This is a genomic window from Rhodococcus sp. AG1013 (assembly GCF_003350365.1).
In the GTDB taxonomy this organism is placed as follows: domain Bacteria; phylum Actinomycetota; class Actinomycetes; order Mycobacteriales; family Mycobacteriaceae; genus Prescottella.
Window position 1 is genome coordinate 481,670 of the sequence record NZ_QQAT01000001.1, and the last position, 24,069, is coordinate 505,738.

Below are 24,069 nucleotides of genomic sequence, written 5' to 3' on the forward strand. Positions count from 1 at the left end.
CAGGGAGCGCGAGGGAGCGTGACGGTTGATGGCGACCACCGTCCGGAGCAAGGTCGGGAATCTGCCCTCCGCGCTGACCACGTTCATCGGACGTCGGCGCGAGCTCACTGCGGTCAAGCGTTTGCTCTCGTCGGCGCGGCTGGTGACGTTGACGGGTATCGGGGGTGTCGGCAAGACTCGGCTCGCGCTGCGGGTGGCCGAGGACGTGCGGCGCGATTTCGCCGACGGTGTGTGGCTCGTCGAGCTCGCGGAACTGCACGACCCCGAGCTGGTGCCCGACACCGTCGCCGCCGTCTTCGGGCTGCACGACCAGGCGGCCCGGTCTCCGATGGACCTGCTCGTCGAGCACTTCGCGGATCGGGACGCGTTGTTGATTCTGGACAACTGCGAGCACCTGGTGGCCGCGGCCGCCGAGCTGACGTCGGTGCTCCTGCGCGAGTGCCCCCGCGTACGGGTGCTCGCCACCAGCCGGGAGCCGCTCGGTGTGGGTGGGGAGGCGATCTTGCGGGTGCCGCCCTTGGCGGTTCCGGATCCGGACGCACCACCGACACTGCACGCGCTTCCCCGGTACGAAGCGGTGACGCTGTTCGTCGATCGAGCACGCTCGGCGCTGCCGGATTTCGTTGTCACCGAATACAATCGAGTTGCGATTGCTCGCATCTGCCATCGCCTGGACGGTTTGCCCCTGCCGATCGAGTTGGCCGCTGCCAGGGTCCGTGCCCTGTCCCCGGACCAGATTCTCGAGCGCCTGACGGACAGGTTCCGGCTCCTCACCGCGGGTAGCAGGGTCGCTCCGACGCGGCAGCAGACTCTGCGCTGTTCCGTCGACTGGAGTTACGAGTTGTGCACGCCGAAGGAACGTCGGATGTGGACTCGGTTGGCGGTGTTCTCGGGTGGTTTCGAACTCGATGCTGCAGAGGGCATCTGCGTGGATGACGCCGCGCCGGGGGAGGTTCTGGACGTCGTGGCCTCGCTGGTCGACAAGTCGATCCTCCTCGTGGAGGGTTCCGGCCCGGTGGTGCGGTACGGCATGTTCGAGACTCTGCGCGACTACGGCCTGGAGAAGCTCGAGGAATCCGGCGAGCAGGTGCGCTGTCGGCGGCACCACCGCGACTGGTTTCGTGGCTTCGCCGAGCGCGCGGCGGCCGGCTGGATCGGGCCCCGACAACCGGAGTCGATCGCCCGACTCGACCGGGAACAGGCGAACCTGCGTGACGCGCTGGAGTTCTGCGTCACCGAACCGGGCGAGGCAGACGCGGGGGTGGGCATGGCGGTCGCGATCTTCCCGTTCTGGTTCTGTCGCGGGATGTTCGGCGAAGCCCGACGATGGCTCGCGCGGACGCTCGAGCGGGCCGAGGACCGTCCCGATCGGGTCCGGGTGGGGGCGATGTGTGCGGCGAGTCAACTGGCGGGCATGCAGGACGACTTCGCGGCGGGTGCGGACTTGATCGCGCACGCCGCACACCTCGCCGAGCTCATCGGAGATCCGCTGGTCGACGCGACGGTCGCACACGCCTGTGGTCGCCAAGCGATGTTCCGGCGTGAGTTCGAGCGCGCGACCGGCTTCTTCGAGCAGGCGGTCGGTCCGTTTCGGGAGGAAGCCGATCCGCATCGGCTGATCTGCGTCCTGCAGGGTCTCGGACTGGTCGGCGGCATGAGCGGCGACATCGCGCGAGCGAAGGCCTGTCACGAGGAGGTCGTCGCGATCACGGCCGCACGTGGTGAGTGCGAGTTCCGGGCGCGGGCGATGTTCATGCTGGGCGTGGCCTTGTGGTGGCAGGGCGACCGTGCTCGCGCGTCCGGATTGTTCGTCGAGGCGCTGCAACTGACCCGCCGGGTCGACGATCACTTCGGGGGCGCGGGCTGCCTCGAGTCGATGGCGTGGGGGGCCGCGGCTCTCCGGGAAGGCGAGCGAGCGGCGATCCTGTCCGGTGCCGCGGAAGCCCTTCGGCAGTCCATGGGTGTGTCCGTCGCGCTGATAACGACCATGCTCGCCCCCCACGAGGAATGCCGGCGGTTGTGCCGTCAGATTCTCGGCGACCGGGCGTTCGAGGCAGCGTTCGCGAACGGGGCGGCACTCGAGTTCGCCGAAGCCGTCGACTACGCGCTCGGCCGCCGGGACGGGTTCGAACTGTCCCGCGCCGAGATGGAGGCCCCGACGGCGCCGATGCGGATCGTGATGCCGACCCCCGAGACGCCGGCGCTGACCCGCCGCGAAAGTCAGGTCGCGGATCTCGTCGCCCGCGGGCTGACGAACCGCGAGATCGCGGAGAAGCTGGTGATCTCGCCGCGCACCGCGGAGGGTCACGTCGAACGCGTGCTCGCCAAGCTCGGATTCGGCTCACGCGCCCAGATCGCGGCCTGGGTGGCCGAACACGATCGAACCTGACCTGGTCATTCCGTGTGTGGCGCGGATACCCGCCGTAGCGAAGCACGTATGGATACCGGTAGATCTACCGTCCCCGACGGGACGATTCCAGGGCACGCTGCGACCTGTCCCATCCGGTTCCGGAAGTCGAGGTCGTCCTGTGCGCCAGTATCCACCCGTTCACAGTTCGATCGAGGCCCGCTCTGCGGAGGTCCGCTGGCGGGACGTCGTGGTGGACGGGCGGAACGCGCCGTACGGCGTGGCCGGATCGGGGTCACCGGTGGTGTTTCTCCACGGGTTCGGGCTCACCCACCGCACCTATGCGGGCGCAGTCGAGCGACTCGCGGCCACCGGTGTGCGCGTGTACGCGCCCGCGTTACCCGGCTTCGCCGGCACCGACGCGCTGCCCCCGCACCGGGACGGGTTCGGAGGCTACGCGCGGTGGCTGGACCGGTTCCTCGACACGGTCGGTGTCGACGGGCCCGTGATGCTCGTCGGGCACTCGTTCGGCGGCGGGGTGGGGATCGCGTCGACGCACGACCTCGGGGCGCGGGTGTCGAGGTTGGTGCTGGTCAACTCTGTGGGTGGTGGGGCCTGGGCGCCCGGTGGGCCGCCGCGCGAACTCCGCGAACGTCCCCTCTGGCGGTGGGGCGCATCCGCGGCCGTCGACGCTGTCCTCGCCCGGACCCCGGCGAGCGCGATCGCGTCGATCGCCGGCGACGCGCTGCGCAACGCGGTCCGCAGCCCGGCAACGCTGTGGCGGATCGGTGAACTGGCCCGCGGCGCCGATCTGCGGGTCGAGGCGTCCCGGATCGCCGAGCGCGGCGTACCGACCACGATGGTGTGGAGCCACGGCGACACGTTCATCCCCCGCGCCAGCTTCGAGTCACTGCGGGGAGCGCTGCGCGACCCGCACGTGCACCGGGTCCCCGGCTGTCACGGCTGGCTGATCGGCGATCCGGACAGCTTCGGCCGGGCGATGACCACGGTGCTGGGGCTGCCGATCGCGCCGGCCGCGTGACGGTGGCATTCTGTGCCCATGACCGAACCTGACGCCCTGTCCGCCGCAGGATCCCGTCCGACCCGACTCGAGCGCGTCATCACCGACGCCGGTGCCGAGATCGCGATCCTCACCTTCGCGCACGGGCCGCTGAACCTGTTCGACCGGGCCATGTTCGACGCTGTCATCGCCGACATCGCGGACCTCACCGCCCGGCCGCCGCGGGCGGTGCTGTTGCGGGCCGAGGGCAAGGTGGTCTCGGGCGGCGTGGATGTCCACGTGTTCGACGGGCTCACGGTGGAACAGGGCACCGCACTGTGGCAGTCGCTGTTCGCGCAGATCGGGCATCCACTCGAGGCGTTGCCGTGCCCCGTCGTCTTCGCCGCCCACGGGTTGACCCTCACCGCCGCGTTCGAGATCGCGCTCGCGTGCGACATCGTCGTTGCCGGTCCGAAGGCGAAGTTCGGACTGGTCGAGACCGTTGTCGGGTTGACGCCCTCGATGGGCGGCCCGCAGCGTCTGGCCGAACGCGCCGGATCGGGACGCGCCCGGGAGTTGGTGATGACCGCGGACCTGTACGACGCGGCGACCATGCACGAGTGGGGTGTCGTCAACTACGTCCACGAGGACGTCGACGGCGCGGCCCGGTCGCTGGTCGCGCGCCTCGCGGACGGTCCCACCCGCGCGCATGCCGCCACCAAGGAGATTGTCTCGGCGTGGCGTTCCGGCGGTGTCGCGCACGCGGATTCGATCACACCGGAGACCTCCGGTGCGCTGTTCGCGACGGCCGATCTGCAGGGGGCCGTCCGCAGCTTCCTCGACGTCGGGCCGGGGCACGCGACGTACACCGGGGAGTAGCGGCGCGCCGAGGGTGCGGTTCGACGGACGCGAGTGTGACGGCGGTCATATAGTCGTGCTGGTGGAACCTACTCGGTGGAGGTGGGCATGGCGTCGCTGCTCGAGTACTCGGCCGGGCCCGGTCGCCTGCGGGACGACCGCTTGGTGCGCGGTACGGACGGTCTGCTCCGATACACCGGGCTGACCTCCTCGCTCACCGAACTCCTCGACGTCGCCGCGCACCGCTTCGGCTCCCGGGAGGCCGTCGTCGAGGTCGGCGGTGCGCGCCTCACGCACGCACAGTTGTGGACGTCGGCGTCGCGGGTTGCCGGGGGTCTACTCCAGCAGGGGATCGACATCGGTGACCGTGTCGCGATCCGCATGCCGAACGGGGCCCGCTGGGTGCAGGCGTTTCTCGGTGTGCTGCTGGCCGGGGGAGTGCCGGTGCCGATCCATCCGGGCCACGGCGTCGAGGAGACGCGGCACATCATGGCCGACAGCGGCAGTGTCCTCGTGCTGGACGGCGAACTGCCGCAGGGGGTTCCGTTCATCGACGACGGTGCGGGACCCGACGATTCGGCGCTGCTGTTCTATACCGGCGGCACGACGGGCCCGCCGAAGGGTGTCGAACTCTGCCACGAGAACGTGCTCTCGACGATCGAGGCGGTGATCCGGGCCTGGGACCTGGATGTGGGAGCCGCCGGAGCCGTCGGCGGCGTACGCCACGCGATCGCGTTGCCGCTCAGCTCGGCGGCGGGCTGCGTGTCGCAGTTGCTTCCGACGCTCGTCGTGGGCGGCACCGTCGTCCTGCAATCCCACGCCGACGTCGGCGGTCTGCTCCACGCGCTCGATGTCGAACGAGTCGAACGTCTTTCGGTGGCCGCGCCTCTCTACCGGCAGATGGTCCGGGCGCCCGGCCGCGAGTTCGATGCGGTGCGGTTCCTCGCACTCGACGACGAACCGCTTTCGACCCCGATGCTGCGTCGCCTGCGCGACCGCTTCCCGGCAGCCGACGTCGCCTCCGGCTGGGCGATGACCGAGACGGGTGGTGCCGGACTGATCCAACGGGTCGGTGCCGCCTCCGGTGACGACCACCTACTCGAATCACCTCACGGGGGAATGGAGTTCGCGGTCGCCGAATCCGATCCGGGTATCGGCGAGTTGTGGTGCCGAGGCCCCAGCGTGATGCGGGGCTACTGGGGTGATCCCGCGACCACCGCCCGCACCACGGTCGGGGGATGGCTGCACACCGGTGACGTGATGCGGGTCGGTCGCAACGGTTCGTTCCGCATCGCGGGCCGTGCCGGGGATGCGGTCGAGTTCCCCGGCGGGGTCGTCTACAGCCGAGAGGTCGAGGTCGCGCTGCTCGAATGCCCCGGGGTGTCCGAGGCCGCGGTGGTGGGGGTGACCACCGCCGGCGGGCCGGACCTGGGCGTGGCCGTCGTCCGGGAGTCCGGCGCCGACGTCGGTCTCGACACGGTCCGTGAGCACGTCCGAGCCGTGCTGTCGGGGTATCGCCCGTCGCGTCGCCTGTGCGCGAGCGTGCCCATGCTGCCGCGCACGTCCACGGGACGCGTCGACCGGCGGTCGGTACGGTCTTGGCTGCAGGGTGTGCACGGTTCGCCAGGTTTCTGCTCCACGACGAAGGGATATGTCGATGTCGGATGAGGTCCTGCTCGACCGCCGCGATCGGGTGCTCGTGATCACGATCAACCGTCCGGAGGCGCGCAACGCGATCAACGGCGCGGTGAGCCGCGGTCTCGCCGCCGCCGTCGACGAGTTGGACGAGGATCCGGATCTGTCCCTCGCGATCCTGACCGGTGCCGGTGGGAACTTCTGCGCGGGTATGGATCTCAAGGCATTCGTGGCCGGCGAGAACGTCGTGGTGCCGGGCAGGGGCCTCGGCTTCACGGAGGCGCCGCCGCGCAAGCCGATCATCTCGGCCGTGGAAGGGTATGCGCTGGCGGGCGGCACGGAACTGGTGCTCGCGACGGATCTGGTGGTGGCGTCGCGCGAGGCCAAGTTCGGCATTCCGGAGGTCAAGCGCGGGCTGGCCGCCGGGGCCGGTGGCCTGTTGCGGCTGCCCGAGCGGATTCCGTACCAGAAGGCGATGGAGTACGCCCTGACCGGCGATCCGTTCACGGCCGCGGAGGCCGCCGCGTACGGGTTCGTGAACACGCTGACCGAGCCGGGCGGCGCGCTCGACGGCGCGCTCGCGCTCGCCGACCGGATCACGGCCAACGGCCCGCTCGCCGTCGCCAAGACCAAGGAGGTGCTCGTCCGTGCCCGCGACTGGCCCGCCGACGAGGCGTTCACCAGGCAGCTCGAGGTGATCGGCCCCGTGTTCGGTTCCGAGGACGCGCGGGAGGGGGCCACCGCGTTCGCGGAGAAGCGGGCCCCCGTGTGGAAGGGGCGTTGACGAACATGGCCGCGTTGCCGTTCGCGGAGTTGCACATGCACATCGAGGGGGCTCTCGGCCCGGAGCTGATCTTCGCGTTGGCCGAGCGCAACCGCATGCACCTGCCCTACGTGGACCTGGCCGATCTCGAATCGCGCTACGAGTTCACCGATCTGCAGTCGTTCCTCGACCTGTACTACGCGAACATGGCGGTGCTGCGGACGGCGGAGGACTTCGCCGACCTCACCCGGGACTACCTGCGCCGTGCGGCCGCCGCGGGAGTGCGGCACGCGGAGATCTTCTTCGACCCGCAGGCCCACGTCTCGCGCGGTGTTCCGCTGCAGGTGGTGCTGGACGGGATCCTCGACGCGCTCGCCGCCAGTGAGCGGGAGTTCGGCGTGAGCAGCGGCCTGATCGCGGCGTTCCTGCGCGACCAACCCGTGCACGACGCGGAGGAGGTGCTCGCGGAGATCCTGAGACTGCAGGCGCCGATCATCGGCGTCGGACTCGATTCCGCGGAGGTCGGCTACCCGCCGACGCTGTTCGAGGACGTCTTCGCCCACGCCCGCGCCGAGGGTCTGCACGTGGTGGCGCACGCCGGCGAGGAGGGCCCGCCCGAATACATCTGGCAGGCATTGGATCTCCTCGGCGCCGAGCGGATCGACCACGGTGTGCGCTGTCTCGAGGACCAGGTACTCGTGCAGCGTCTGGTGGACGAGGAGATCCCCCTGACCGTGTGCCCGCTGTCGAATGTCCGTCTGCGCGTGGTGGATACGATCGCCGAACATCCCCTGCGCACGATGCTGCGCGCGGGTCTGCGGGTGACCGTCAACTCCGACGACCCCGCCTACTTCGGCGGTGATGTGGGCGAGAACTTCGCACAGCTGCGGGCCGGGATCGGGTTGACCGACGACGAGGTCGAGACGCTGGCACGCAACTCGATCGAGGCGTCCTTCGCGTCGCCCGCCCGCAAGGCCGAACTGCTCCGCACCTAGGCGGACGGGCGGTCCGGGCGCCCCCCGACGGGCGCCCGGACCGGGATCTGGTGGATGCGCTGGTGCGTGTGGCAGGTACCGGTCAGCGCACGGCGGCCGCGGCCTTCTTCTCGGTGGGCTCGCCCTCGTTGGCCAGACGGCCCCCGGAGTTCTCGAGGTGGGCACGGACGAACCACTGGAACTTCTCCAGTTCCGCGGTCTGACCGATCAGCATGTCCTCGGTGATCGGGTCGATCTCGCCGACCTTCGCAATCGCCTTCCGATTGTGCTCGATCACGCCGGTGTACACGAGATCGAGAGCAGCGAGGTGCGCCTGGGCGCTGTCGCGCCCGACGGAGTAGTCGTCCCACGACCGGTCCTTCTCGATGGCGCCGGGCGTGCCCTGGGGGGAGGCACCCAACGCTGCGATCCGTTCGGCGACCGCGTCGGCGAAGCCGCGGACCAGGTCCACCTGCGGGTCGATCATCTCGTGGACGCCGATGAAGTTGGGGCCCACGACGTTCCAGTGGATGTGCTTGAGCGTCAGGTGGAGGTCGTTGTAGGCGCTGAGTCGATTCTGGAGCGTGTTCGCGACCGTGGCCTGGTCTGCGGTCAGTCCGGGAACGGTGAAGTTCGTCATCGTCTGTCCTTTCGATCCTGTGTCCACACCTGCCGGCCGATTCGAACTCTTTGTCGGCCGAGCGATGTTGTCCTGTTCAACGGTACTACAAAATCTATGTCCTGCACGGTAGATAAGTTGACGCAGGTGGGGCGAGAATTTTCGAACCCTGGTCGGTGGGCGAGCGCGGTGTCAGGATCGACGCGTGGACGTCGAGGAAGTGGCCGACGAGCTGTACGGGCTGGATCCGTCCGTGTTCGTCGCGGCCCGCACCGGCCGTGTCGAACAGGCGAAGGCGAGGAAGGATCGTGACGCGGCCCGGGCGCTGGCGGCGTTGAGGAAGCCCACGACCGTCGGGTGGCTCGTGAACCTGCTGGCCCGCGAGTCGCCCGACGACGTCTCCGCGGTGCTGGCGCTCGGGGATGCGCTGCGACAGGCGCAGCGACGCCTCGACCCTACGGCGCTCCGCGAACTCTCCGATCAGCGGCAGCGGGTGGTGCGGGCGCTCGCGGAACGTGCGGGCCGGTTGGCTGCGGAGCGTGGCAGGGTGGTGGGCGAGGCGGCACTGCGAGAGGTCGCGCAGACGCTGCATGCCGCGATGGCGGACCCGGACCTGGCGCGCACCGTGGAGCGGGGACGGGTGCTCTGTGCCGCGAGGTACAGCGGTTTCGGGCCGGCCGTCCTGGAATCGGTGGGTCGCGGAGAGCGCTCGGCGGCGGGCGCCGCGGCGGCTCGGAAAGGCTCTGGCGCAGTGAGTCTCGGTGCGGACGCCCGGGAGGTCGCGCGGGCCGAGCTCACCGCCGCCCGCGCCTCGGCCGAGGCGGCGCGGGAGGCGACGGACGTCGCCGAGCGTGAGGTGTCCCGGCTCGATGCGGAAGCCGCGGAGATCGCGGACCGGATGGAGGTCCTGCGGCGCGACCTCGAACATCTGGAACAGCGCGACGCGTTCGTTCGGGAGTCGGCGCACGCGGCGAACGCGGCTGCGCGGTCGGCGCGAAGCGATCTCGAGCGTGCCCGCCGCTGGGAGTCGGAGGCGGAGGCGGCTGTCGAGGACGGCAACTGAGGTGCGTATTCTCGTATTCCAAGGAGTGATGGAATATGAGTGAGTCCGATGCGGACATGTACGACCAACTCGCACGCACAGCGAAGGCGATGGCGAACGGCAAGAGGCTGGCACTACTCGAGTTGATGGCGCAGGGCGAGCAGTCCGTCGAGACCCTCGCTCGGGGAGCGTCGCTCAAGGTGACGAGCGCGTCCTCGCACCTGCAGATCCTCAAGAGTGCCGGCCTGGTGCGCACGCGGCGCGAGGGCACCACGATCTTCTACCGGCTCGCCGGGCTCGACGTCGCGCGGCTGTACGTGTCGATGAAGGACGTCGGTGCGGCGCACCTGCCCGGACTCGCGCACAGCGAGGGGACCGAGTTCTCCGACGAGCTTGCGACGCAGATGCGTTCCGGATCCGTCGTCGTTCTCGACGTCCGGCCGCACGCGGAGTTCACGGCGGGACACCTGCCCGGCGCGGTATCCATCCCGCTCGACGAGCTCGGCGCGCGCGCCGATGAACTGCCGGTGAGGACGCACGTCGTCGTGTATTGCCGTGGTGAGCTGTGCGGAATGGCCCGCGACGCCGCCGACCTCCTCCGGCAGCGGGGACTGAGCGCGGCCGCGTTGGACGAGGGCATCCTCGAATGGCGGGCCTCGGGCATCGAACTCGCCGGGACCGCCGGAGACGCCTCGTGACGGCGCAGCGGGCGCTCGTGACGCCGGACCTTGCCGCCAGTCAGCGCCGGATCCTCGCGGTCCTGGTCGCGGCGCAGATCCTCAGCGGTGCCGGCCTCGCCGCCGGGATCACCGTCGGCGCGCTGCTGGCCCAGGACATGTTGGGCGGCACCGGCCTCGCCGGTGTGCCGAGTGCCCTGTTCACGATCGGTTCCGCGGCCGCCGCGGTCTCCGTCGGCCGGATCTCGCAGCGCTTCGGCCGTCGACTCGGTCTCGCGCTCGGCTACGGTACCGGCGCGCTCGGCAGTGTGGGAGTGGTCGCGGCGGCGGTCGCCGACAATGTCGTGCTGTTGCTGATCTCGTTGTTCGTCTACGGCGCCGGAACGGCGACCAACCTGCAGGCGCGCTACGCCGGTGCCGACCTGGCCGCCCCGGCCCACCGGGGCCGCGCCGTGAGCACGGTGCTCGTGGCGACCACCGTCGGTGCGGTCGTCGGCCCGAACCTCGTGACGGTCATGGGTGATTTCGCCGAGGGGCTCGGAATCCCGGCACTCGCAGGACCGTTCATCCTGGCCGCAATCGCGTACGCAGCCGCCGGCGCGGTGCTGTGGGTGATGCTGCGCCCGGATCCGCTGTTGCTGGCGCGTGCGGCCGCCGCCGACACTGCGGACCACGCGGTCGGCCCTGACATCGAACCGTCCGCGGCGCGCACGTGGAATCCGTCCGTCGTGCTGGGCACGACCGTCATGGTCGTCACGCAGCTGGTCATGGTCGGTGTCATGACGATGACCCCGATCCACATGCAGCATCACGGGCACGGAACCGGGGCCGCAGGCCTGGTCATCGCGATCCATGTCGCCGCGATGTACCTGCCCTCGCCACTGTCGGGGAGGCTCGCGGACCGGTTCGGCCCGCGGGTCGTGGCCGCCGCGGCCGCGGTGACGATGCTGGCCGCGGGTGTCACGGCCGCCGCCGCTCCGGTGCACTCGGTGCCGGCGCTCGCGGTCGCGCTGGCGCTGCTCGGGCTGGGCTGGAACTTCGGGCTCATCAGCGGCACGGCGATCATCACCGATGCGGTCCCGCTGGCGACACGTGCCCGCACGCAGGGCACCGTCGATCTGACGATCGCGATCGCCGGCGCGGGCGGCGGACTGTCGTCCGGTGTCATGGTCGCGGCCACCAGTTACGGCTGGCTGGCGCTGCTCGGGGCGGCGATCTCGTTGCTCATCGTCCCCGCGCTCGCCCTGCACGCGCGCCGGGTCTGACGAAACTGAAGGCGGCCGGCTCCGAAAGGAACCGGCCGCCTTCACGACGTGCGGGAGGTGCTAGATGCGCTCGTAGATGGTGGCGTTCGCGGTGCCGCCACCCTCACACATGGTCTGCAGGCCGAAGCGGCCGCCGGTGCGCTGCAGGTGGTGGACCAGCGTGGCGGCCAGACGCGCACCGGAGCCACCGAGCGGGTGGCCGAGCGCGATCGCGCCGCCGAGCGGGTTCATCTTGTCCATCGACGCGCCGGTCTCGAGCTGCCACGCCAGCGGCACCGAACCGAACGCCTCGTTGACCTCGAACGCGTCGATGTCGTCGATCGACAGACCGGCCTTCTTCAGCGCGAGCGCGGTGGCCGGGATGGGGCCGGTGAGCATCTTGACCGGGTCGTCGCCGGCGACGACGGCGGTGTGGATGCGAGCGAGCGGGGTCAGGCCCAGGGCCTTCGCCTTCTCGGAGGTCATGACCAGCACGGCGGCCGCGCCGTCGGAGATCTGCGAGGCGCTGCCGGCGGTGATGACGCCGCCCTCGAGGAACGGGGACTTGAGCTGGCTGAGCTTCTCGGTGGTGGAGCCGCGGCGGATGCCCTCGTCGGCGGAGAAGACGGTGCCGTCCTCGAGGGTGACCGGGGCGATCTCCGCCTCGAACGCGCCGGCGTCCTGCGCGGCGGCGGCACGCTCGTGCGAGGCAACCGAGTACTCGTCGAGCTGCTCGCGGGAGATCCTCCACTCCTGCGCGATGAGCTCGGCGCCGACGCCCTGGTTGAAGCGGCCGTTGAAACCGGGTGCCTCGAGCTGGGCGGCGTAGCGAGTGCGGGCGGGACCTGCGGAGTCGCCGGTGCCCGGAACGTTCGAGGAGCCGAGCGGCACCGCGGTCATCATCTCCACGCCACCGGCGACGATGATGTCGGCCTGGCCCGAGATGACGGACGCGGCCGCCATCGAGATGGTCTGCTGCGACGAACCGCACTGGCGGTCGACGGTCAGGCCCGGCACCGACTCGGGCCAGCCGGCGCCGAGGACGGCCATGCGGCCGATGTTGCCGGTCTGCATGCCGACGCTGTTGACGTTGCCCCAGTAGACGTCGTCGACGATCGCCGGGTCGATGCCGGTGCGCTGCGCAATCGAGCGCAGGACGTGGGCGGACAGCTCCACCGCGTGCACGTCCGCGAGCGAGCCCTTCCGCTTGCCGATGGGGGTACGAACTGCCTCGACGATCACTGCGTCACGCATGGCGCCTCACTCTCGATGAAGTCGGTCGAATCTAAAGAGTTAAACGAATGTACTTCATCGGTGGTGCGGCCTCAGGAGCGGGCGGCGATTCCGGTGCCGGCCATCCGGCCCGCCAGTGCGAGCAGGTCCCGGTCCCGGCCGGGTGGACCCACCAGGGACAGGCCCACCGGCAGGCCACCCGGCGAGGTCACGGGCACGGTCACCGTGGGCAGTCCCGCGACGGCCGCAACTGCGACGAGCATCCCGGTGGTCCGAAGCTTCTCCGCGACAAGGACATTGCCGGGATCGTCGGCGGTCGACGGTGCCGGGGACGCCGCCGTCGGCATAACGAGGACACGGGCGCCCAGATAGTCGCGGACGGAGCGGCCCGCGGCGCCGAGTTCGTCGAGGCTGCGCCGATACGTGGATTCGGAGATCTTCGACGCCGCGAGGAAGTTCGCGCGGGCCTCGTCGCCGACCGACCCGACGGCCGTCGACACCCAGGCGCCGTGCTGCTGCCACGCCTCGTAGCCCTGCACGGTGGTCACGGCGTCGTACCAGTCGGGGAGTTCCGCGATGTCGAGGTCCTGCTCCGACAACGGCGGTAGCGCCGACCGCCTCCACGATGCGAGCGCCTCCCGGACCGCGGGTTGGACGTGCTCGTCGGCGACGGCGGTCACGCCGGGCGCCGTCACCGCGGCACCGAACGGACTCGCCGACGCCGGGGGGAGCAGCGCGTCGCCGACGGCGATCAGGGTCGTCGGGTCGGCGCACACCCAACCGACCCGATCGAGGGTCTTCGAGAGCGGCATCATGCCGAGTACCGAGACGGTGCCGTGCGTCGGGCCGAAACCCCACAGCCCTTGATAGGAGGCAGGGATCAGGACGGATCCGGTGGTGTCGGGGCCCAATCCGACGGACGCGCTGCCGAGCGCGACGGCGGTGGCCGCCCCCGAGGTCGCGCCTCCCGGAATGCGGCCGGACGCGGCGGGATTGGCCGGCGTCCCGTAGGCCGCGTTCACGCCGGAGTGGCCGAAGCCGAAGTCGACGGTCTGCGTGATTCCGGCAACGGCGGCGCCCTGCCCGAGCAGGCGGGAGATGCTGTCGGCGGTGGTCGTCTCGGTGGGCGCCAGCCCCAGCCATCGGGGATTGCCCGCGCCGACCCGCTGGCCCTCGACGGCGAACAGGTCGGTCACGGCGACCGTACGGCCCGCGAGCGGCCCGGAACCGCTACCTGCGATCAGCGGATCGCCCTGGAGTCGCCACGTCGCGGTGTCGGCGGGCTTGGTGTCCCCGCCGGGTAGTGGCGGCACGCCGGGGTCGCGGAGGTCGTCGCCACATCCCGCCAGCAGCGTCGCGCCGCCCACCGCGGCGCCGAGCGCGCCGGCCCGCAGGAACGAACGACGGTCGAGGCGAGGGGAGTTCGGTCCGGTCGGCACGCCGCTCACAGTAGCGACGCGCCGACCGGATCCGGACGGTTCGAGCCCCGTGTCAGGCGAGAACCTGGCGGAGGTACTCGTTGTCGAACGTTCGCGACGGGTCGTGCTTGTCGCGGACCGTGCAGAAATCGTCGAACCGGGCGTACGTGGGGCGCAGGTCGTCCGCGGTGCGGCTGTGCATCTTGCCCCAGTGCGGACGGCCGTCGACCGCGCGGGCGATCGCCTCCACCGCGTCGAAGTACTCGCGGTGATCGCGGCGGTGGTACTGGTGCACGGCGATGTAGGCGCTGTCGCGGCCGTTCGCGGTGGACATCCACACGTCGTCGCCGGGAGCGAAGCGGACCTCGACCGGGAACGCGATGTTGCAGTCGGACCGGTCGAGCCAGTTCGAGATCTCCCGGAGGGTGTCCTTCACGGCCTCCTGCGGCACCGCGTACTCCATCTCGCGGAACCGCACCCGGCGCGGCGACGCGAACACGCGGTAGCTGCGGTCGGTGAACTCGCGGGCCGACAGTGCCCGCGCGCTGACCTGGTTGACCTGCGGAATCGTGGCAGGGAACGCCGACGTCAGCCGGTTGACGCCCTCGAAGAGCGTGTTCGACATCAGCTCGTCGTCGATGAAGCCGCGGATGCGGCCCACGGGTTCGAGCGGCGTGTCGCCGGGCAGTCGTGTGTTCCGCTTCGTCAGAACGCGATTGGTGTGCGGGAACCAGTAGAACTCGAAGTGGTCGACGGTCTCGAGATCGTGCGCGAGTCCGTCGAGCGTCTCGTCGAGTCGCGCCGGTCCCTCGACGGCGCGCATCGCGTAGGCCTGGGTGACCGCGAGGTCGAGTTTGGTGATGATGCCGAACGCGCCGAGGCCGATTCGGGCGGCCTGGTAGAGCTCGGGGTTCTCGGCGTCGGAGCAATCCACGACCGACCCGTCCGCGAGCACGATCTGCAGTCCGCGGATCAGCGTCGCGAGCCCACCGAACCGCGCTCCCGTCCCGTGCGTGCCGGTCGAGAGCGCGCCGGCGATCGACTGGACGTCGATGTCACCGAGGTTGATCATCGCCAGCCCGCGCCCCCACAGCTGCTCGTTGAGGCTGCGCAGGCGAGTCCCGGCCATCACCGTCGCGACCGGACCCTCCGGCGTCGTGCGGACGGATTCGATGCCGGCGAGGTTGTCGAGGCTCACCAGAACGCCATCGGTGACAGCAACTCCGGTGAACGAATGGCCCGCCCCCACGGCTTTGACGCGTAATCCCCGCTCGGTCGCATTCGCGACCAGCGTGCTCAGCTCGGCTACCGATCGCGGTGTTTCGAATCGGTGAGGTGTCGACGAGTGGGTCCCCGCCCAGTTGCGCCACGTGTCCTGTGCCATTCCCGTCACTATTCACCTGGACGAGCGTCCAGGCAAATGAGACACGTTTTTTCCGTTTCGGGTTTTACGATCGGGGGATGTTGAATCGGCTTCCAGCGGAAGAACGCCGCGCCCAACTCGTCGAAGCGGCGCTGTCCATCGCCGAACGCGGCGGGATCGCAGCGGTGACGATCCGTGCTGTCGCGGAGGAAGCGGGCGTCTCGCTCGGCGTGGTGCACTACTGCTTCGAGAGCAAGGAAGCCCTGGTCGCGGCCATGGCCGAGAGTCTGGTGCTGCAGCTGAGCGCCGGGATGCGCGAGTCGTTCGCGTCGGTGTGGGACTCGCAGGAGTTGAACGGTCTGCGGGATCTGCGCGAGGTGCTGCACACCGGGCTGACCGGGATGTGGCCGCTGGTCGAGGCCACCGCGGATCGCCAGTTGCTCACGTACGAGATCACCGCGTACGCGCTGCGCCACCGCGCGGCGGGCGCGCCGCTCGCCGGGAGTGTCGCGGACGAGCAGTACCGAACCATGGACATCGAGGCCACGGTGTTCCTTCAGGAGAGCGCCCGCAGGACCGGGACCACGTGGACCGAACCGGTCGAGGCGATCGCGCGGTTCGCCCTCGCCGTCATCGACGGCATCGTCCTGCGCTGGCTCGTCGACCGCGACAGCAATGCCATCGTCACCGAGCTCGACGATCTGGTGCGCATCGTCGCGAGCAAGGCGGTCGACGCGGACCCAGACCTGGACAATCGTTCAGGAGAGTGATCGACTGGTCCGAACGCCTACGACGAACGGACTGATGTGACTGCTGCGATCGACCGACTCACCGCTGCCACGGCTCATCTCGATCCGCCGCTGGCGGCTCTGGACCTCGCCACACTGCACACCAATGCCGCCGACCTGGTGCGGCGTGCCGCCGGCACCCCGGTCCGGGTTGCCAGCAAGTCGGTGCGGTGCCGTGCGGTGCTCGAGGTGGCGCTCGGCTCCGGGCTCACCGCGTCCGGAGGGTTCCGCGGCATCATGTCCTACTCGCTGCGCGAGGCGATGTGGCTCGCGCAGCGAGGCGCCGAGGACGTGCTGATGGGTTATCCCACCGCCGATCGCGCGGCGCTGGCCGAACTCGGCGCCGACCGCACGCTCCTCGACCGCATCACCCTGATGGTCGACGACATCGCGCAACTGGACCTCATCCGGTCGGCGGTCGGATCCGAGAGCGTCCGGCCGCGGGTGTGTCTCGACGTCGACGCGTCGTTGCGCCTCGGCCCGGCCCATCTCGGGGTGCGCCGGTCGCCGCTGCGGGAACCGGGGCAGGTGGCACGGCTGGCTCGGCTGGCGGCCGACCGCGGCTTCGCCGTCGTCGGGGTGATGTTCTACGAGGCGCAGATCGCGGGCCTGCCCGACAGCAGTTTCGCCGTGCGCATGGTGAAGAAGGCGTCGGCCGCCGAACTCGCCACGCGCAGAGGCGCAGTCGTGGACGCCGTCACCGAGGAAGTCGGGAAGCTCGAGATCGTCAACAGCGGCGGTACCGGCTCGCTCGAGGTCAGTTCGGCCGACTCGGTGGTCACCGAGGTCACCGCCGGATCGGGACTGTACGTGCCGACGCTGTTCGACCGCTACCACTCGTTCACGCCGCGTCCGGCGCTGTTCTTCGCCCTGCCGGCGGTCCGCAAGCCGACGCCGAGGATCACGACGTTGTTCGGTGGCGGCTACATCGCGTCGGGTCCCGCCGGGAACACGCGCGTGCCGGCTCCGGTGTGGCCGCGCGGGTTGAAGCTGCTGCGCAACGAGGGCGCCGGCGAGGTCCAGACGCCCGTCACCGGCGCGGCGGCCGCCGAGTTGGCTGTGGGCGACCGGGTCTGGTTCCGCCACGCGAAGGCCGGCGAGCTGTGTGAGCGTTTCACCGAGGTGCACCTCGTCGACGCCGACGGCACGGCCACGTCCACACCCACCTACCGTGGCGAGGGCAAGTGCTTCGGGTGACCTCGGGTCACTCGCCCAGACGCGTGAACGCGCCCAGTTCGGTCAGCCCGGCAGGTGTCGTCGGAAGGTAGTGCGTGAGCAGCCGCGACCGCACGATCACCGCACACCACTTGCCGCGGGAGACCGCGACGTTGAGCCGGTTGCGGGACAACAGGAACGACATCCCGCGCGGCACGTCCTCGGCCGACGACGCCGTCATCGACACGAGCACCACGGCGGCCTCTCTGCCCTGGAACTTGTCGACCGTCCCGACGTGCACGTCGGCCAGTCCGGCGGCGGCCAGGTGCCGTCGGATCAGGCTCACCTGCGCGTTGTACGGCGCCACGACGAGGACGTCGGACTGTCCGAGCGGGCGGGTCCCGTCGAAGCCGGTCGGATCCGTCCACGCCCGGCCGAGCAGTGCCTGGATCCGCCGGACGACCTCGCGTGCCTCCTCGACGGATTCCGTTGCGTTGCCGCGGTGGTCGAGGACCGTGCTGTCCACGCCGGGCTCGACACCGGCGAGGTGGCGCGCGGTAGTGACCGGTTCCTCGGACTGCAGGCGCCCGCCGTACGACAGCGCCGACACCCGGGCGCACAGCGCCGGATGCATCCGCCAGGTGCGCGCCAGGAAGTAGCCGTGTTCCGGTGGCAGCGCGTCGTGGCCGGCGGCGAGCCAGCCCAGCGCCGACTCGTCCACCGGTTCGGGGTGGGTGCCCTGACTGACCTGCGGTAGCTGCTGCGGGTCGCCGAGGAGCAGAAGATTGCGGGCCGACGCTCCCACCGCCACGGTGTTCGCGAGCGCGAACTGTCCGGCTTCGTCGATCACCAGCAGGTCGAGACTGCGGGGTGGGATCCGCTCGGCGTGCGCGAAGTCCCAGGCGGTCCCGCCGACGACGCACCCGGTCGCCGCGGCGTCGTCGAGGAACTGCGGGTAGGCGTTCGCGGTGATCCCCGTCCACGCGCGGTCCTCCGCACGGCCGTCCTTCTTCGCGACCATCCGGCCGTCGAGTCCCGCCGCGACCACCGCGTCGAGCATGTTCTCCACCACCGAATGCGACTGTGCCACCACGCCGATCCGCCAGCGGTGGTGTGTCACGAGGTGGGTGATCACGCGCGCGCCGGTGTGGGTCTTGCCGGTGCCGGGCGGGCCCTGCACCGCGAGGTACGAGTGGTCGAGGTCCAGCAGTGCCGAGACGATCGCGGCGGCGTGGTCACCGGCGCCGTCGGCCGTCGGCAGCCCCGCACCGCTCCGGGTACGCGGAGGGATCCGCCGCAGGACGTCGACGGCCGCGTCCGGCGGCATCGCCGGCAGCATCGCAGCCATCTGCTCGGCCGCAGCCCCGATCGCGGTCTCCATGCGCACCGTAGCGATCGGGTGACCGGGCGCCACGGCCATCGGCAGTGCCGTGTATTCGTCCGGACCGGTGAGCAATTCCTCCACGACGACGACGTCGTCGAAGTTCTCGTCGGCGCCGACCGACAGCACCACCGCCGTCGCTGTCCCGCGTTGCGTGGGGGTCGATCCGGTCATCGCCTCCGCCGGTAGCGGCGGGTCGTACAGGGTGAACACCTCCGCACCGGGGACGACGGTGCTTCCGGTCCCGTACCGGCCCGTCAGCCGCAGATGGCGGCGCAGCTTCCGCTGACGAGGGGTGCTGCGGTGCCAGTCCTGCACCACCACGGCGTGGTCCACCTGCAGCACGTCGCGGGTGTCGGCCCACTCGTCGACCACCTGTGTCAGCCGGTCGAAATGCGCCCACCAGAACGGTTTACGTTCCCGCCGATGGTAACCGACGGCGGCTGCCATCAGTGCCGCGGCCTGCTGGTCGGCGCTGCGCGACCCGCGTGGTTCGTCGCCGGCGAACCGTCGCAGAGCCTGCTCGGTGAGGTCGACCTCGCCCTCGTCCGGGACGGGCGGAGGGTCCTCGCGTCGATGCGGCGACACGTCGTGGTCCGCCGCGATCGCGAGCAGCCAGTTGCGCAACTCGCGGGTCGAAACGCAGTCGTACTCGTTGTAGTCGCCGATCCCGCGCAACAGCTCGGCGGCCTCCGGCCGCCCCTGGTCGCGGAGGTCGCAGTAATCGGCATATGCCACAACGGAATCGGCGGCGTTGGTGACGTCGCCGTCCCGCAAGCGGGTGCCCATGTAGAGCGGCTCGAGCTTCTTGATGCTGTACGACTGCGCGCCGACCCGCAGTGATGCCCGGACGATCGGATAGAGGTCCACGAGCACCCCGTCCCGCAGGAGTTGGTCGACGGCCTCCTCGCCGACTCCGTGCCGACCGGACAACCGCAGCAGCGCGGACTTCTCGTACGCCGCGTAGTGGTAGATGTGCAGGCCCGGGTGCGCGGCGCGGCGGGCGGCGACGTAGTCGAGGAAATCGATCAGCGCCCGACGCTCCTGCGCTCGATCGTGGGCCCAGAACGGCCGGAACACCGGATCTCCGGCGCCGGTGGGCGGCTCTTCGAGCACGCCGAACAGGTACTCGAGCCCCCACTGCGCCGATCCCGCCTCGGCCCACAGTGGGTCGCCCTCGAAGTCGAAGAAGATGTCGCCGGCGTCCGGGCGGGGCAGGCCGGCGAGGGCGGTCGGGTCGAAGACCTCGAAGGGGTGGCCGCCCTGCGCCTCCCGGCGCAGTTGGAGTGCGGCCTGCGAACGGAGGGCGGAGAGTGTTCGCGCCGACACGTCCGGGACCGGGTCGACTCGCTCCGCCAGGGCGTCGATGGTCGACACTCCCGCCGATACGAGGTGCTGGCGGGTGCTCGCGCGAATCCCCGCGACCAGCAGCAGATCTCGATGCGCCTCGACCTCGGCGGCGCAGGTCTCGCAACGCCCGCAGGACTGGCAGTTCGCGTCATCCCACGCGACCGGGACGCCCCGGGATCGGTGGTCGTCGAGGATGCGTTGCAGGCGTGCGCGGCGCGCGGTGTACACCGGGACGAGGTCGGCCAGCGCGTGCACCGAGTCGGAGCCGTCGCCCAGCAGGAGGTGTGCCCGCGGTGCCGGGCGCACACCGCCGGCCGCGAGGGCGTCGGCGTACGCAGCCAGTTGCAGCAGCGCGGGGACCTCGACATGGCGGGCCAGTTTGGTGTCGTACACCGCATACATGTCGCCGTCCGGCCCGTCCTCACGGACGAGGAAGTCGCTGAAGCCGAGGAACCGGCCGTCGAAGAACGTGCCCTGGTAGATCACCGGCGCCCCGGACCGGGCGGCCGCGACGGTCGCCCGGTGCGCGTCGTGCAGGCCGACCGTCGTGTACTCGGGCCGCGCGATGGTCTCGATCCGTCCGAGACGGCGCTCGAAGTCGTCCCGGACCCGTCGTTCGTGGGCCTCGCCGAGCAGGGAGGTCCGCTGCAGCATCGGATCGGCGGCCGAACCCGCCGCGGCCGGAGCGAATCCGAGCAGCCCGTCGAGGCGGTGCAGCAGAGCGAACTCGCACGTCGCGGCGAGCGTCAGATCGCCGGTGCTGTAGACCACCACATCGTCGAGCAGGAACATCGCGCCCCTTTCCCGGTCGGTTCGGGCCGATTGTGCCATCGGGCGGCGACAACCAGGGGAGGGCTCGCGGCCGCCGCAGCGTCCCCCACCACAATGGAGCCATGCCGTTCTTCACCGGGGCGACCGGACAGATCCACTACCGTCGCTGGACCGTCGATCAACCGCGCGCCGTCGTGGTGTTCCTGCACGGGATGGGCCAGCACACCGGGCACTATCACCGGTTCGCCGCCGGACTCGCCCGGCACGACATCGAGATGTGGGGGATCGACCAGGCCGGGCACGGGCTGTCGGAAGGCACTCCCGGTGTGCCCGGCGCGTTGGGGGATCTCGCGGACGACGCGGCCCTCCTCGCGACGACGGCGGCACAGGCGTGTCCCGGGGTGCCGCAGGTACTGATGGGCCACTCGCTGGGCGCCGCCGTGTCGATCACGCTGCTGCGGCGCGGACCGGAGCGGTTCGCGGCAGCCGTCCTCTGTGGAACACCCAAATCCGTTGTGCGGCATGCCGAGACATCGGACTTCGCGAGACCGGATCTTCCGGTGCTCGCGATCCACGGCGTCGACGACCGGTTGGCGCCGATCGACGGGGTGCGCGCGTGGACGTCCGGCCTGCCGGGAGTGACCGTGCGGGAGTACCCCGACACCGGCCACGACCTGCTGCACGAAAAGATCCACCGGGCAGTCACGAACGATGTCGCCGCCTTCGTGCTCGACGCTACGGTGTGCTGATGGAATACACGCGTCTGCTGTCCGCTCTGCGCGACGAGGGTGAGACACTGGCTGCGACGCCGGTCGTTGCGCTGTCCGAACCTGTTCCCACGGTGCCGGACTGGACCGTCGAACACGTCGTACGACACACCGGCAAGATCCACCAGTGGGTGGTCGCCGCGTTGCAGGCCCCGCCGGAGGCATCGGTGTCGGAGATCCGTCGCTCCGGCGACATGCCCCGAGGGCCGGAATGTCTTGCCGCCTACAGGGTTGCGCTCGAGGCGCTACTCGACGAGTTCACCCGACTCGACCCCGGGAAGCAGGTTCCGACGATGGTCGGCCCCGGCACCGTGGCGTGGTGGCTCCGCCGGCAGACGCACGAGGTCTCCGTGCACCGGATGGACGTGTCCGACACGCTGCAGGCTGCCGGGGGTCCCAAGGTCGCCGAGCTGGATCCGGAGATCGCGGCCGACGGCGTCGACGAATGGGTGGACGTGTTCCTGGGCCGCCTCGCCGCCGGCGGCCGGCTGCCGGACTCGCTCGCCGGGCGCACCATCCACCTCCACGGCACCGACACCGACGCCGCGGAGTGGCATCTCGCGTTCGCACCGGGAACGGTGGAGGTTACTCGCGAGCATCGCAAAGCCGATGTGGCGCTGCGTGGTCCGGCGCAGGACCTGCTGCTCACGCTGTGGCGGCGCCGCCCCCTGGTGGGCCTCGACGTGATCGGCGATTCCGCGGTGGCGCGGGCGCTGCTGGGCTCGGCGGCCCTGTAGCGACGCGGGCAAATCCACCGACACTGACGACGGTCCGGGCCCGGGTGCGGTGTCGCACCCGGGCCCGGACGTGTCGTCGAACGACTAGGAGTAGATCGCCTCGATCGCGACCGCGTGCTCCTGGTGGATGATGTTGCGCTTGAGCTTGAGCGTCGGGGTCAGCTCGCCCGAATCGACCGTGAAGTCGACCTCGAGGATGCGGTACTTCTTGATCTGCTCCGGGTTGGAGACCTTCTTGTTGCCCTCGGAGACCGCGGCGTCGATCTCGGCGACGAGGTCGGCATGCTTGACGAGTTCCGAGATCGGGGTGTCGGCAGGCAGGCCGTTGCGTTCCTTCCAGCCGGGTAGCGCCTCCGGGTCGAGCGTGATGAGGGCGCCGATGAACGGCTTCGCGTCGCCGACGACGAGGCACTGGCTGATGAGCGCGTGCGCGCGGAGGGCGTCTTCGAGCACGGCCGGGGCGACATTCTTGCCGCCGGCGGTCACGATGATCTCCTTCTTGCGCCCGGTGATCGACACGTACCCCTCGGCGTCGATGGACCCGAGGTCACCGGTGTGGAACCAGCCGTCGCGGATGGAATCGGCAGTGGCCTGGTCGTTGTGCCAGTAACCGTCGAACACGACCGGGCCGCGGACCAGGAGTTCGCCGTCCTCGGCGATCTTCGCGGCGTGACCGTTGATCGGCTTGCCGACGGTCCCCACCTTCTGGTCGCGGATGGTGTTGACCGTGACGGCAGCGCTGGTTTCGGTGAGGCCGTAGCCCTCGTAGACCGGAACGCCGATCCCGCGGAAGAAGTGACCCAGGCGCGCGCCGAGCGCGGCACCGCCCGAGACTGCACGGTCGCATTCACCGCCGAGCGCGGCGCGCAGCTTGGCGTAGACCAGCTTGTCGAACAGTGCGTGCCGCAGGCGCAGGCCGAGTCCGGGGCTGCCCTGCTCCTGCGCCTCGCTCCACGCGATTGCGGTCTCGGCGGCCTTCGCGAAGATCTTGCCCTTGCCGCCGTCCTCGGCCTTCTGCTTGGCCGAGTTGTAGACCTTCTCGAACACGCGGGGGACCGAGAGGATGAAGTTGGGCTTGAAGATCGCGAACTGGTCGATGAGTGTCGTCAGGTCGGCGGTGTGCGCGACGGTGACCTTGGCGTCGAACGCGCCGAACGAGATCGCGCGCGCGAACACGTGGGCCAGCGGCAGGAACATCAGGGTGCGATTGCCCTCCTGCAACGCGTCACCCAACGCAATCCTCACCGCGGCCGACTCGGCGTAGAAGTTCGAGTGGGTGAGCTGCACGCCCTTGGGCCGTCCGGTGGTGCCGGAGGTGTAGATGAGGGTTGCGGGCGAAGACGCGCGCACCTGCTGTCGACGCTCGTGCAGTTCGTCGTCGCTGATACCGGCGCCGCGGGTGATGAGCTCGTCGAGGGCTCCGGCCTCGATCTGCAGGACCTCGCGCAGCGCGGGGGCGGCCTCGGCGACGTCCTTCACGGTCTCGGCGTGCGTCGACGTCTCGACGATGAGTAAGGACGTGGCCGAGTCCTCGAGGATCCACTGCGCCTGGTCGGAGGACGACGTCTCGTAGATCGCGACCGTGCATCCGCCGGCGGTCCAGATGGCGTAATCGAGAACGGCCCACTCGTAGCGTGTGGCCGAGAGGATTGCGACGCGGTCGCCGAGTTCCACGCCGGACGCGATCAGGCCCTTCGCGATGGCCTTGACCTCGCCGGCGAACTGGGCCGCGGTGACGTCGACCCATCCACCGTTGCCCGGCTTCTTGAAGGGCACGAGATTCGGACACTCCGCTTCGTACCGGAACACAGTGTCGGCCATGGACGCGTCTTCCGGAATGGTGAACGACTGTGGAACCGAATACTCACGCACTTTGACCCCTCCGAGAAATGACATGATGGATGTGCATTGCATCACATTCAGGGTCTCTTTGCACTAAGTCTCGAG

19 protein-coding genes are annotated in these 24,069 nt (G+C 70.2%); 13 read left to right on the forward strand and 6 right to left on the reverse strand.

The window, feature by feature from the left end:
• Positions 1-28: 28 nt before the first annotated feature.
• From DEU38_RS02340 to DEU38_RS02365, 6 genes are all read left to right on the forward strand, one after another.
• On the forward strand, positions 29-2,389 hold the full coding sequence (locus DEU38_RS02340) for a LuxR C-terminal-related transcriptional regulator (RefSeq protein ID WP_114718483.1): 2,361 nt from the start codon (positions 29-31) through the stop codon (positions 2,387-2,389).
• 139 nt (positions 2,390-2,528) lie between these two features.
• Positions 2,529-3,389, forward strand: coding sequence for an alpha/beta fold hydrolase (locus tag DEU38_RS02345; RefSeq protein ID WP_114718484.1), 861 nt, complete (start codon positions 2,529-2,531; stop codon positions 3,387-3,389).
• An 18-nt stretch (positions 3,390-3,407) separates the two neighbouring features.
• On the forward strand, positions 3,408-4,226 hold the full coding sequence (locus DEU38_RS02350; RefSeq protein ID WP_114718485.1) for an enoyl-CoA hydratase/isomerase family protein: 819 nt from the start codon (positions 3,408-3,410) through the stop codon (positions 4,224-4,226).
• 87 nt (positions 4,227-4,313) lie between these two features.
• Positions 4,314-5,873: a class I adenylate-forming enzyme family protein gene (locus DEU38_RS02355; RefSeq protein ID WP_114718486.1), complete on the forward strand. Its 1,560-nt coding sequence runs from the start codon at positions 4,314-4,316 to the stop codon at positions 5,871-5,873.
• Positions 5,863-6,624, forward strand: a complete 762-nt coding sequence (locus DEU38_RS02360; RefSeq protein WP_114718487.1) for a crotonase/enoyl-CoA hydratase family protein — start codon at positions 5,863-5,865, stop codon at positions 6,622-6,624. The genes DEU38_RS02355 and DEU38_RS02360 overlap by 11 nt, the downstream gene beginning before the upstream one ends.
• 5 nt (positions 6,625-6,629) lie before the next feature.
• Complete coding sequence (locus DEU38_RS02365; RefSeq protein WP_114718488.1) at positions 6,630-7,598, forward strand: adenosine deaminase; 969 nt, start codon at positions 6,630-6,632, stop codon at positions 7,596-7,598.
• 82 nt (positions 7,599-7,680) lie between these two features.
• Here the strand turns inward: DEU38_RS02365 and DEU38_RS02370 are convergent, their stop codons facing one another.
• A complete protein-coding gene (locus DEU38_RS02370) occupies positions 7,681-8,217 on the reverse strand; it encodes a Dps family protein (RefSeq protein WP_114718489.1) in 537 nt (178 codons plus the stop codon).
• A 184-nt stretch (positions 8,218-8,401) separates the two neighbouring features.
• On the opposite strand from DEU38_RS02370, the gene DEU38_RS02375 reads away from it, so the two are divergent.
• Genes DEU38_RS02375 through DEU38_RS02385 form a run of 3 tightly spaced genes read left to right on the forward strand, consistent with a single transcriptional unit; the run spans position 8,402 to position 11,180 of the window.
• On the forward strand, positions 8,402-9,259 hold the full coding sequence (locus tag DEU38_RS02375) for a hypothetical protein (RefSeq protein ID WP_114718490.1): 858 nt from the start codon (positions 8,402-8,404) through the stop codon (positions 9,257-9,259).
• 35 nt (positions 9,260-9,294) lie between these two features.
• A complete protein-coding gene (locus tag DEU38_RS02380; RefSeq protein ID WP_114718491.1) occupies positions 9,295-9,936 on the forward strand; it encodes a metalloregulator ArsR/SmtB family transcription factor in 642 nt (213 codons plus the stop codon).
• Positions 9,933-11,180, forward strand: a complete 1,248-nt coding sequence (locus DEU38_RS02385) for an MFS transporter (protein WP_258557605.1) — start codon at positions 9,933-9,935, stop codon at positions 11,178-11,180. The genes DEU38_RS02380 and DEU38_RS02385 overlap by 4 nt, the downstream gene beginning before the upstream one ends.
• Before the next feature lie 60 nt (positions 11,181-11,240).
• Here the strand turns inward: DEU38_RS02385 and DEU38_RS02390 are convergent, their stop codons facing one another.
• From DEU38_RS02390 to DEU38_RS02400, 3 genes are all read right to left on the reverse strand, one after another.
• Positions 11,241-12,413, reverse strand: a complete 1,173-nt coding sequence (locus tag DEU38_RS02390) for a thiolase family protein (RefSeq protein WP_114718493.1) — start codon at positions 12,411-12,413, stop codon at positions 11,241-11,243.
• A gap of 71 nt (positions 12,414-12,484) precedes the next feature.
• Positions 12,485-13,831, reverse strand: coding sequence for an amidase family protein (locus DEU38_RS02395; protein ID WP_114718583.1), 1,347 nt, complete (start codon positions 13,829-13,831; stop codon positions 12,485-12,487).
• A gap of 52 nt (positions 13,832-13,883) precedes the next feature.
• A complete protein-coding gene (locus tag DEU38_RS02400) occupies positions 13,884-15,194 on the reverse strand; it encodes a D-arabinono-1,4-lactone oxidase (RefSeq protein ID WP_114718494.1) in 1,311 nt (436 codons plus the stop codon).
• A gap of 77 nt (positions 15,195-15,271) precedes the next feature.
• On the opposite strand from DEU38_RS02400, the gene DEU38_RS02405 reads away from it, so the two are divergent.
• Both DEU38_RS02405 and DEU38_RS02410 read left to right on the forward strand, forming a co-directional pair.
• Positions 15,272-15,943 carry a TetR/AcrR family transcriptional regulator gene (locus DEU38_RS02405; protein WP_114718495.1) on the forward strand — a complete coding sequence of 224 codons (672 nt, stop codon included), beginning with the start codon at positions 15,272-15,274 and terminating at the stop codon, positions 15,941-15,943.
• 36 nt (positions 15,944-15,979) lie between these two features.
• Complete coding sequence (locus DEU38_RS02410) at positions 15,980-17,158, forward strand: amino acid deaminase/aldolase (RefSeq protein WP_114718496.1); 1,179 nt, start codon at positions 15,980-15,982, stop codon at positions 17,156-17,158.
• 7 nt (positions 17,159-17,165) lie between these two features.
• Here DEU38_RS02410 and DEU38_RS02415 read toward each other — a convergent pair whose 3' ends face one another.
• Positions 17,166-20,639 carry a bifunctional RecB family nuclease/DEAD/DEAH box helicase gene (locus DEU38_RS02415; RefSeq protein ID WP_114718497.1) on the reverse strand — a complete coding sequence of 1,158 codons (3,474 nt, stop codon included), beginning with the start codon at positions 20,637-20,639 and terminating at the stop codon, positions 17,166-17,168.
• A gap of 101 nt (positions 20,640-20,740) precedes the next feature.
• Here DEU38_RS02415 and DEU38_RS02420 point away from each other — a divergent pair, with 101 nt between their 5' ends.
• Both DEU38_RS02420 and DEU38_RS02425 read left to right on the forward strand, forming a co-directional pair.
• Positions 20,741-21,367 carry an alpha/beta hydrolase gene (locus DEU38_RS02420; RefSeq protein ID WP_114718498.1) on the forward strand — a complete coding sequence of 209 codons (627 nt, stop codon included), beginning with the start codon at positions 20,741-20,743 and terminating at the stop codon, positions 21,365-21,367.
• Positions 21,367-22,122 (forward strand): maleylpyruvate isomerase N-terminal domain-containing protein, encoded by a 756-nt coding sequence (locus DEU38_RS02425; RefSeq protein WP_114718584.1) that lies wholly within the window; start codon positions 21,367-21,369, stop codon positions 22,120-22,122. Before DEU38_RS02420 ends, DEU38_RS02425 begins: the two co-directional genes overlap by 1 nt.
• Before the next feature lie 84 nt (positions 22,123-22,206).
• Here DEU38_RS02425 and DEU38_RS02430 read toward each other — a convergent pair whose 3' ends face one another.
• Positions 22,207-23,994 (reverse strand): long-chain fatty acid--CoA ligase, encoded by a 1,788-nt coding sequence (locus tag DEU38_RS02430; protein WP_114718499.1) that lies wholly within the window; start codon positions 23,992-23,994, stop codon positions 22,207-22,209.
• Between the last annotated feature and the right edge of the window lie 75 nt (positions 23,995-24,069).